The 8,856-nt window shown below is 65.4% G+C and carries 5 protein-coding genes and 2 pseudogenes; 3 read left to right on the top strand and 4 right to left on the bottom strand.

Annotation, left to right across the window (positions count from 1 at the left end; translation table 11 throughout):
- The first annotated feature begins 3 nt into the window (after positions 1-3).
- Together Apa02nite_RS46990 and Apa02nite_RS46995 are read left to right on the top strand one after the other, a co-directional pair.
- The gene (locus Apa02nite_RS46990) at positions 4-3,933 is read left to right on the top strand and encodes a hypothetical protein (RefSeq protein WP_203830948.1); all 3,930 of its coding nucleotides are present in this window, start codon (positions 4-6) and stop codon (positions 3,931-3,933) included.
- Between the two features lie 32 nt (positions 3,934-3,965).
- A complete protein-coding gene (locus Apa02nite_RS46995) occupies positions 3,966-4,529 on the top strand; it encodes a hypothetical protein (RefSeq protein WP_203830949.1) in 564 nt (187 codons plus the stop codon).
- 120 nt (positions 4,530-4,649) lie between these two features.
- Here the strand turns inward: Apa02nite_RS46995 and Apa02nite_RS47000 are convergent, their stop codons facing one another.
- The 3 genes and pseudogenes from Apa02nite_RS47000 to Apa02nite_RS47010 all read right to left on the bottom strand — a co-directional run bounded on the left by Apa02nite_RS47000 (position 4,650) and on the right by Apa02nite_RS47010 (position 7,104).
- Entirely contained in the window at positions 4,650-4,835 is a 186-nt protein-coding gene (locus Apa02nite_RS47000; RefSeq protein ID WP_203830950.1) for a hypothetical protein, read from the bottom strand.
- A gap of 639 nt (positions 4,836-5,474) precedes the next feature.
- Positions 5,475-5,741, bottom strand: a pseudogene (locus tag Apa02nite_RS52520) (transposase); the annotation flags it as partial.
- 958 nt (positions 5,742-6,699) lie between these two features.
- A complete protein-coding gene (locus Apa02nite_RS47010) occupies positions 6,700-7,104 on the bottom strand; it encodes a hypothetical protein (RefSeq protein ID WP_203830951.1) in 405 nt (134 codons plus the stop codon).
- A gap of 207 nt (positions 7,105-7,311) precedes the next feature.
- Between Apa02nite_RS47010 and Apa02nite_RS52260 the strand changes: the two are divergent.
- Positions 7,312-7,617: pseudogene (locus Apa02nite_RS52260) on the top strand (IS701 family transposase); the annotation flags it as partial.
- A 168-nt stretch (positions 7,618-7,785) separates the two neighbouring features.
- Here Apa02nite_RS52260 and Apa02nite_RS47015 read toward each other — a convergent pair.
- Positions 7,786-8,787 (bottom strand): VldE C-terminal domain-containing protein, encoded by a 1,002-nt coding sequence (locus tag Apa02nite_RS47015; RefSeq protein WP_203830952.1) that lies wholly within the window; start codon positions 8,785-8,787, stop codon positions 7,786-7,788.
- Between the last annotated feature and the right edge of the window lie 69 nt (positions 8,788-8,856).

Here is an 8,856-nt window from a genome sequence, read left to right on the forward strand (position 1 = left end):
CTCGTGACCACCGTGCTCAGCACCGGCTTGGACGTACCCGCCCAGGCCGCGCCGGTACACACCACCCCGATTCCCGCGGTGCTATCGGACCTGACTGCCGCCACCAACCTGCTGCTGGCTGACGCACGGAAACAGGCACTGGACGCCGAGCCAGACGACGGCGTCATCTTCGACAACCGACTGCGGGACCTGGTCGCCGACATGGCGGGCCTCGACGTGGACGAGGAGGTCCGCGCCGGCGCCCAGCAGGCCTTGAACGTCGGAACTCCTGCCGCGATCATGGCTTTCCTCGGCGGAGGTGCCGACGCGGCCCGCAAGGTGGCGAAGCAGCGCCGCACCGACACGGACAACCGCAACATTGCGACGATCACCGCGCTGGTAGGCGCCGGCGGGACGGAGTTCAACGCCGCCGTCCAGCGGGCCTTGAAGGGCACGGCTCTCGACCGGGAAGCATTCCTCGCCTACGGCCGAGACGTCGCCACCGCCAAGGACGTGGCCACCGGCGCCGCGGAAACCGAACGACGGCGGGTGCTGCGCCAGCGGGTGACCATGCTCGCCTCCGGCAGCGGCACCGAGGTCGCCAAGGCCGCCGCCGCAGCACTGCAGGCCGGTGACACCGCGATCGCCGCGTTCCTCACCACCGGCTACCTGACCGCAGCGCAGAAGGACGCCGAAGCCTACGAAAGCTACGCCGAACAACTCGCCGCCCGGCAGAAAGCCGCCGACGAGCTGACAGACCTGGCGCAACGAGCCCGTCGCGCCTCCGAGGCCCGCCGCCTCATCATGATTGCCCACAGCGACGGCATCCGGGCGCTGGAACGCGCCGCCAACGCGATGACCGCTGCTGGGAATGCGGCCCGCGCCGCTCAGCAGCTTCTCACCGCCAACAGTGCCAGCGGAGCCAAGGGCGGCTTCGACACGCTGACCGCGGAGGTGGCCCGCCAAAGCGGCTACACCACCGAGGCAGCCCGGCAAGCCCAGACCGCTGCCGTACAGGCCACCACGCAGGCCCAGGTCCTGATCGACACGGGGCTGGACTACGGCAGCCAGTGGGTCACCGTGGTCCAGGCCATGGGTGCGTCCGCTGACGCCGCGGCCGGCGCCGCCGAGTCAGCACGACATGCGGTGAACGCGATCGTCGCCGACGACGCCGCCACCGGGGCCGCCGACAAGGCCACCGTCCACGCAGCCAATGCCGTGCAATGGAACAAGACGGCCGGCGACCATGAGAAGGCGGCGGCAGCGATCGCTGCCGCCGCCAAGGTCCAGGCCACTGCCGCCGCGAACGCCGCCACCCGCAGCAAGAAAGCCCGCGCCGACGCCGAAGCAGCACTGCAACAGGCACTCACCCACGCCGCCAAGGTCAAGCAATACCGGCAGACCGCGGAACAAGAACGCACCACCGCCGCCGAACAACGCGTCATCGCCGAGCGGGAAAGAGCGACAGCGGCGCAGCAACACGCCCTCGCGGTGCAACAGGCAGCGGTCGCCGAGCAGAATCGCAAGGTCGCCGTCGAGCAGCAGAACATCGCGACGCAGAAGCGGAACGAGGCTGACGCGCAGGCCCGCATCGCCGCTGCCAAACGCGTCGCGGCACAACGGGAAGAAACGGCCGCTGCCACGGCCAGCACCAAGGCTCAGACGCAGGACAGCCTGGCCACCAAGGCCAACCAGGCCGCGGCTACCGCCGACACCACCGCGACGGACAAATCGCGCGCAGCCGAAGCTGCCGCCCGCCAGCAGAACTTCGCCGAGGCGCGAGCCCGTCACGCCGACGCAGTAGCCGCCAGCTACACCGCAGGGACAGAAAAGGACAAAGCCAACGCCGCTGCGACGGCAGCCCGCGCACAAGCCAACGACGCCCGCGCCGCGTCCGACCGCGCGCAGGTAGCCGCCACGAGCGCAGGAGACGCCGCGACCGCGGCTCGCCAGGCCGCAATCCAAGCCGATGGTGCCGCCGCACGATCGCGAGCCGCGGCCAGTGCGGCACGCGCGGCTGCAGCCAACGCCCGCGCAGCGGCAAGCGAGGCCGAAGACGCCGCCGCTCGCGCCCAGACGGCGGCCAGTATTGCTAAGACTGCCGCGGCAAACGCAAACCGCGCTGCAGCGGCTGCGGAATCTGAAGCCGCTGCCACCCATGCTGCCGCCCTGCGCGCTGATGCCGCCGCAGCCCAAGCGACCTCGCAACAGACCCGAGCTACCGAAGCCGCACGCACCGCGGCCGCTCAGGCCCAAGACGCACTAGCACAGTCCGGTCTAGCGATGCTGGCCGCACAGCGCACCACCGATGAGGCAAACGCAGCCGCCGCCGAAGCCTCCACCGCGGCCCTGCAAGCAGGTATCGCCACCCGCGCCGCCAACGCCACCCGGCAAACCGCCGCCGGCATCGCGGACCCCGCTAACACTGCCATCGGCCAGGCCGCACCGTTCGCCCCAACCGACATCGACGCCGCCTTTGCCACCCAGGTCGCCGCACGTGCCCAAGACCTCGGTGACACCCAAGTCACAGTCGCCGACGCGGCTGCTGCCGACGCTGTTCAACAGGCTGACCGGGCAACCCGTGCCGCGCAAGCCGCCGGCGACCAAGTCCGTCCCGCATTCACCTCGGCCGCGAACGCAGCCACCTCTGCCGCCGACGCCGCAAAATCGGCTGCTCAGGCGCAGCGTTCGGCCGCCGAGGCAGCCCAGCATGCCGCAGCAGCCCGAGCTGCAGCAGCTCAAGCCGACGCCACCGACCGCGTCGCACAAGCCGACGCGAAAGCCGCCCGTGCGGCCGCGAACCAGGCAGTAGCTGACGCAGCGGTCGCCGGTCGCGCGGCCACAGATGCCGAGACGGAAGCTAAGAACGCACGCGCCGCAGCTGACCGCGCGACCACTGCAGCCACTGCTGCTACTAATGCAGCGCAAGAGGCCACTCGCCAGGCAACCGCGGCCCAAGCTGCTGCGGACCGGGCTACCGCCGATGCGAACGCAGCTCAGGCCGCTGCCAACCGTGCCAAGGACCACGCAACCACCGCCGACAGCGCCGCAACGCACGCGGAAGAGGAAGCCCGAAAGGCAGAGGGCCACGCTCTCCACGCCGCTCAAGAAGCGCAAGAGGCACTGGACGAGATTGAAATCTACGAGAGCGTGGTGAGCGGGAGCGAAGCGAGGAAGCAGGCCCGGGACGATGCTCAGGAATACAAGAATGCTTTGCTCAAGCTGGCCGAGGCGGCCGCAAATACGCCTGGCGGCGAAGAATTAAAAGAAGCGATTGACCGCCTACTTGCCACCTTGGAGGAAAGCGCCGAAGCTCTCTTGAACTTCCTTCAAGAGAATCGCGAGGAAATTCACGCGTTGATTACTGACGCGAGTGAGATTCTTGTTGGAACCGGTATCGCGATAGGCGGCGGATTGATAGGTGCGGGCGGCGCGACGGCGGCCTGCACCACAGTGCTCGCTCTTAGCACCGCTGGAGGGCCAACCGTCGTCGGCGGCGTCATGGCATGCGTTATCATAGCCGGCGTTGCAGTCGCCGCGCCTGGAATTGTGATGACTGCGGACGGCATCAATAAGGCAAGTAATGACATTACCAGGCTTCAGCAGGAGATTGATTCAGCACCTGCACCTAAGGTGCCCAGCCAGGCAAGCGGCCTCAGGCCACCAACAACTAAGGATGCAGAATTCGACAGTCAGGCTGGTTTCGAGTATGACAAGCACATGAAGAGAGGCGAGCTTCCGAGGCCGCCGGGAAAAGCAAGTCGCGCGATGATGGAAAAGATGGGCGCAGAGTTGCTTGATGACGTCATGAACAACTCCAGGAGTGTCAGGGAGCCGATGACGGGCGGCGGTTTCGCGGGAGGTACCCTGATTGTGCGCCCTGACGGGGTGGGCGCAGTTTTCGACGCTCTCGGCGATTTTCGTTACTTCGGACTTTTTAGGTATAATCCATGATTCGACTAATTCCCGTAACCATGGATAATTCTATGGTTATCGAAGAAATCCTGGCGAAGGTCTCCGGCGAGAAAATCAGGGACATCTGGTATCGTCCTGCCGGTGAAGTGCCAACAGATCCCGCCAGGCGGTGGCATGGCCCTATTCACAATGTCGATATTGATGTCAAAATCTTTACCACCAATCACGCTTTAACTATCTCATGGGCACGAGATCACCTTATCGAGGGTCTAGCATTGGAGATTCAGGATCTTCCTTTGCAAAATTCGTTCGAGGAGGAATGGTGCGCGGTAAGTAAAATTGCCGAATGGGCGCCATTTCTAAGTAAATCCATCACGGGCTTCTCGCCAGTTTGGCACAAAATCAATCCCGCAGACAGCGCCGCCCTGTGGAGCATGCGCATGGAAGTCAGCGCCGGCAGTAGCCTCGTGCTTGCACTCGGCGAGTTAGATCTATCAGGCAAGCCAACGTATCACCCCGATGGAATTTTGGTATTCTTCAGCACGGATCTTGCACGTCGCTATCGGATAAATTCAAGCATCTTTTCCGCATGGGGAGAAGTTCCAGAATTACCCCCTGGGGCCTTGAACTCTTAATGCGACCGCGCGCCGGAAGCGCCCGGCGAAATCCAGGAGCATGATCCGGGTACATGAGCCCCCAAAGAGTCAGCACACGTGTCGCATGAATCTCGATGGGGGTTTTTATTTTTCTTGATTTCATCCGGCCTGCGCGATCGCGGTCGCGCGGTGTGGACAAAAGCGCATCACAGTCGCCGGCGACAGCAACCGGCTGCGTTGCTGCCGCCGCCAGCCCAGCAGCATCGCGTCGAACACCGCATCCTCCGGATGCAGCGGCACGACCACGTCGGTCAGCACCAGAGGTGCCGCACCGTCGATATCCACCGGGTGGACCACCCGAACGACACCTCCAATCTGATGCGAGATGACGCTAGCGATCTTTGGTCTCCAAGTTCTTCATGATTGAGGCAAGTTTCAGGCGGCGCGGGGCAGCCGGGCGCGGATGGCGTATTGGTCGACGTGCCCGGTGATGGTGGCCAGCGCGGCGCGTAGGTCGGGTGGGGCCTGGGGCTGGTCGACGGCGGTGAGTGGGACGAGGAGCAGGTGGTAGACCTTGGTGTAGAAGATCGCGATGCGGATGCCGTCGGGGGTCAGCAGGTAGCGGTTGCTGCGGGGTAGCCGTCGGACGAGGCCGCTGAGGCGGAGCCGGCGTAGGTCGTAGGTCATCTGGTTGGGGCGGTAGTCGCTGCCGAGCAGCCCGGCGATCAAGACGCGTAGGTGCTTATTGGTGAAGCCGGTCGCGGCGAGCAGGGTGTGGCAGAGGGCGCCGGTCAGGGCCATGACCCGGGGATCGCCGAACCGCAGGGCCGGGGTCCTGCCACCCGCCGGATCAACGGCCGGGTGCGCGGTCCGCTCGAAGGCTGGAGCCGCGAGGACGCAGCCCTGAACGGGAACCCGAGGTGGCCGGAGAGGAACGCGACCACCTGCGAGCTGGTCTGCAGTATCGGCACGTAGGTGTTGAGGTAGATCACCGGTCTCATCGACCAGCAGCACGCCGTCGGGATGCCCGAGCCGGGCGGTCACGAAGTCTCGTACGTCGGCGCGGACCAGTGCGTCGTCCCAGCTGGCACGGCCGATCAGGTCCTGCATGCCGCCGGGGCCGTCGTCGCCGGCGTGTTCGGCGATCGTCCAGCAGTTCTTGACCGGTAACGGCGCGAGCAGGCCGGCGACGAAGTCACGGACCCGGCGACGAGGTTCGGGCCGGGTGAAGCGTGCCTCGATCGGGTCCATCAGGTCGCTGAACAGCTGCGACCATCGCTGAGCGTCTACTCTGTAAGCGGCAGCCACCGCCGCGGTTTCGGTAGTCCACACAACCACTGAGACTTGGCGGTGGCTGCTTGCTGTCCCACGGACAAAACCACACCGGCACAGCAGCTCAGAACGGATCTCCTGCTGGAGTATTAAAAAGTTCACGCAAAGCCTCGCGGCAATCTAATCCCTTTCACTTCTATTCTTGGGCATCACATCCGCACCGGCATTAGCTGCCACTTCCGTCTCGACGACTGGTGCATATGGCGAAGTCTCACCGAGCGGCAACGATTTGTTCGCACGAGACCCTCTTCTTTCAGACGGGCACTGTGCGCGGTGGCAGGTTTACTCGGGAAACTGGATCGGCAATTCGGCGTGCACCGGGACTCTCACGGTGGTATTTACTCAAGGTGCCAACTATGAGGGCGAGCGGATCCGGATTTGTCGGACCGGCGTTGGCAACTGCTCCGGATGGATTACCGTTCCCTGAAACGGCCACTAATCTGGAATCATTTCGTTGCTCACCTCAGAATAATTTCGTAAGTCTGCGACATGGCTACGGGCTTCTGCCGTCTCGGCAGAAACCCGTATTGCCGTTCAAGTCGGCGCGTCAACGCAACCTTGCGCCTAAGCCATCGGCCCAGTCCAATGTATTACCGACGACATCGCGCGACCAATAAACATTTCGAGGCGCCATCATGAGGAGGACGAGACACCATCAGGAAGCCCGTAGCAGCGTACGCACGCCGCTCAAGACGCCGCTTCAGTCCGCTCAAACCCTGAAATAATCTCCGCCAGGAGCACTGCTACCCCGGCACCACCCACACAATTCGCCATCCTTTTCCCTCGCCCCGTCCAAGCCGACCGCCACGCAGGATTAAAATCGGCTCCTTCGACGCCGCCCGCAGGTAGACCCCCGACGCCGGCAATGCCGAAGATTTCAATTGGACCGATAGTCTTCCGCCTCAGTTTTGGCCCGTCCGCGACGACGAATGGCAAGCGTGGTCTCCACCGCAACCGTGATAACCGCTAGCGGCACTGCCGCGGAGAACGCCAGCAACCCGTTGACAACGATCAGCATGCCGAATCCATCGAGATCGCCGATGCGGGCGGACAGGTCCGCCGGACCCGTGCAATGGTATCCGCTGCAGGACTCGCCCGGCGTGCCCTCCGACTGCAGCACGATCAACCCGAAGAACACGAAGACAACAGCGGCCAACGGGGAAAGCACAGCGAACCACAGCCGGAGGCGGCGTCTGCCGCGCCACCACCCGACCGCCCATGCCACGACCAGCAGCACCGAGAGGACCCAGCACTCCCAGTCCAGGTCGGAAATAAGATCCAAGCGGTGCTCCTCAATGCTTGCTTCCGGCCCGGACGGGACGGCGGCCATTGTATCGTCGGGTTAGGACTTTCCCGGGGAGACAACCCAGCACGCTCACGGCATAGGTCACTGGAGAGCCGGATACGGGGAAACTCGCACGTCCGGTTCGGCGGGAGGCCGCGCGGAAAAGGACCCACCAGGGCACCTCGCTGCGCGGCCCACCCAACCCAGGCCACCAAAACCGGACTCGGCCTGGACCAGCACCAGCACCGCCGCTGGAAAGCCTGGCACCGCTGGACCACCCTGGTCATCACCGCCCACGCGTTCCTCGCCGCAGCGACCACGGCCAGCAGCGAAACCCCGCACGGCCTGATCGCGATCACAGTCAACGAACTCCGCCGCCTGTTCCACGCCCTGATCATCAGCCCTGCACGCCGTGTCGCCGACGCCATCGCCTGGTCCATCTACCGACGACGCCATCAAGCCACCGCCAAGACCAGCCACTACGCACGGCAAGCCCTCACGGAACCCTAAAACAGATCTCCTGCTGGGGTACTCGGGGGCCGGGGCTTTTCGCAGATCGCAGAGCGTGTCGTCGGGCAGTGCCCGCGATCAAAGTTGGTAGCGGGAACCCGCACCTCACGGCGTCAGGCATCTACGTCATCGGTGCGAATCTCGCATCAGATGCAATATGGCCGATTTCTATCGGACGCTGATGTGGACGTGGTTGGTGTGCCAGCCGGACGGGTTGTTGGCGCCCCAGGGGTTCGTGTAGGCGTGCCAGCCCCGGGCCTTGGTCCAGATCATGCGGAACCAGATGACATACGCGATGCCGAGTCGGTCGGCGTTCGTGACCGCCCACGCCGCCATCGCGTCGCCCTGGGCCTTCTCGGGGCCGAGCGCTGCGCCGCCGGTGGTCATCATCCAATCGCACGCACGGCCCAGTGGGTGTTCGCCGTGGTTGGCGGGGCGGTAGCAGCTCGGCTTCGGGAACCCGGCCGCATTGGTCTGCTGGACGAGATGCTGCAGGCGGGGTGTCATGCAGCCGGCTCCTGTGGTCGGGTCGGGGCGGATGCTGCAACGCTCGGCCGGCCAGGAGCCGTCGGCGTTACGCGGGGCCGGGTCCGCCTCCCCGAGCGCCAGATCGGAGCAGACCGGTGCCGCGCCGTTGCTCGCGGCCCGCACCGGTGCCGCACTGCTGCTCGCGGCCCACTGCACCAGGGCGGTCGCGGCGTTCTCCCATTTCGCATACGCGTCGGGGTAGGCCGAGCGCTGGACCGCCTGCGCGGCCCGGGTCAGCGGCATCGCCTGCCAACCAGGGACCGTGGTGAGCTTGGCGTAGAACCTGCCGGCGGCATACGTCGGGTTGCGCAGTTGGGACCGGCTCCCCCAGCCCTGACTCGGGCGCTGCTGGAACAGACCGACCGAATCGCGGTCGCCGCTGTTGAGGTTGCGCAGTCCGGACTCCTGTAAGGCCGTGGCGACCGCGATGATCTGGCCGCGGACCGGGATGCCCCGGTCAGCGCCGACCTGGGCGATCAGCGCCGCATTGGCGCGCTGCCCGGCGTCGAAGTCGGTGCCGGCTGAGGGCGTCGTGCACGCACTGCTGACAGCAGCGCCGCCGACCATGGCGAGGCCGCCAGCACAGGCCATCAGGGTCACGACGATGCCTGCGATGGCGGCGCTGATCAGGCGGGAGCTCATCGCCGGGCTGAAGTCGTATTTTGAGGGGACATTTTGCCTCCATGCTGGAAGGGCGGGCGGCCATCAGTG

The sequence above is a fragment of the Actinoplanes palleronii genome (genome assembly GCF_016862315.1).
Classification (GTDB): Bacteria; Actinomycetota; Actinomycetes; order Mycobacteriales; family Micromonosporaceae; genus Actinoplanes; species Actinoplanes palleronii.

What these genes read in the sequence shown, in the direction of transcription:
- Apa02nite_RS46995 (WP_203830949.1), top strand. Translation starts at nt 3,966, where the DNA reads ATGGTTATCGAAGAAATCCTGGCGAAGGTCTCCGGCGAGAAAATCAGG.
- Apa02nite_RS47015 (WP_203830952.1), bottom strand. Translation starts at nt 8,787, where the DNA reads ATGAGCTCCCGCCTGATCAGCGCCGCCATCGCAGGCATCGTCGTGACC.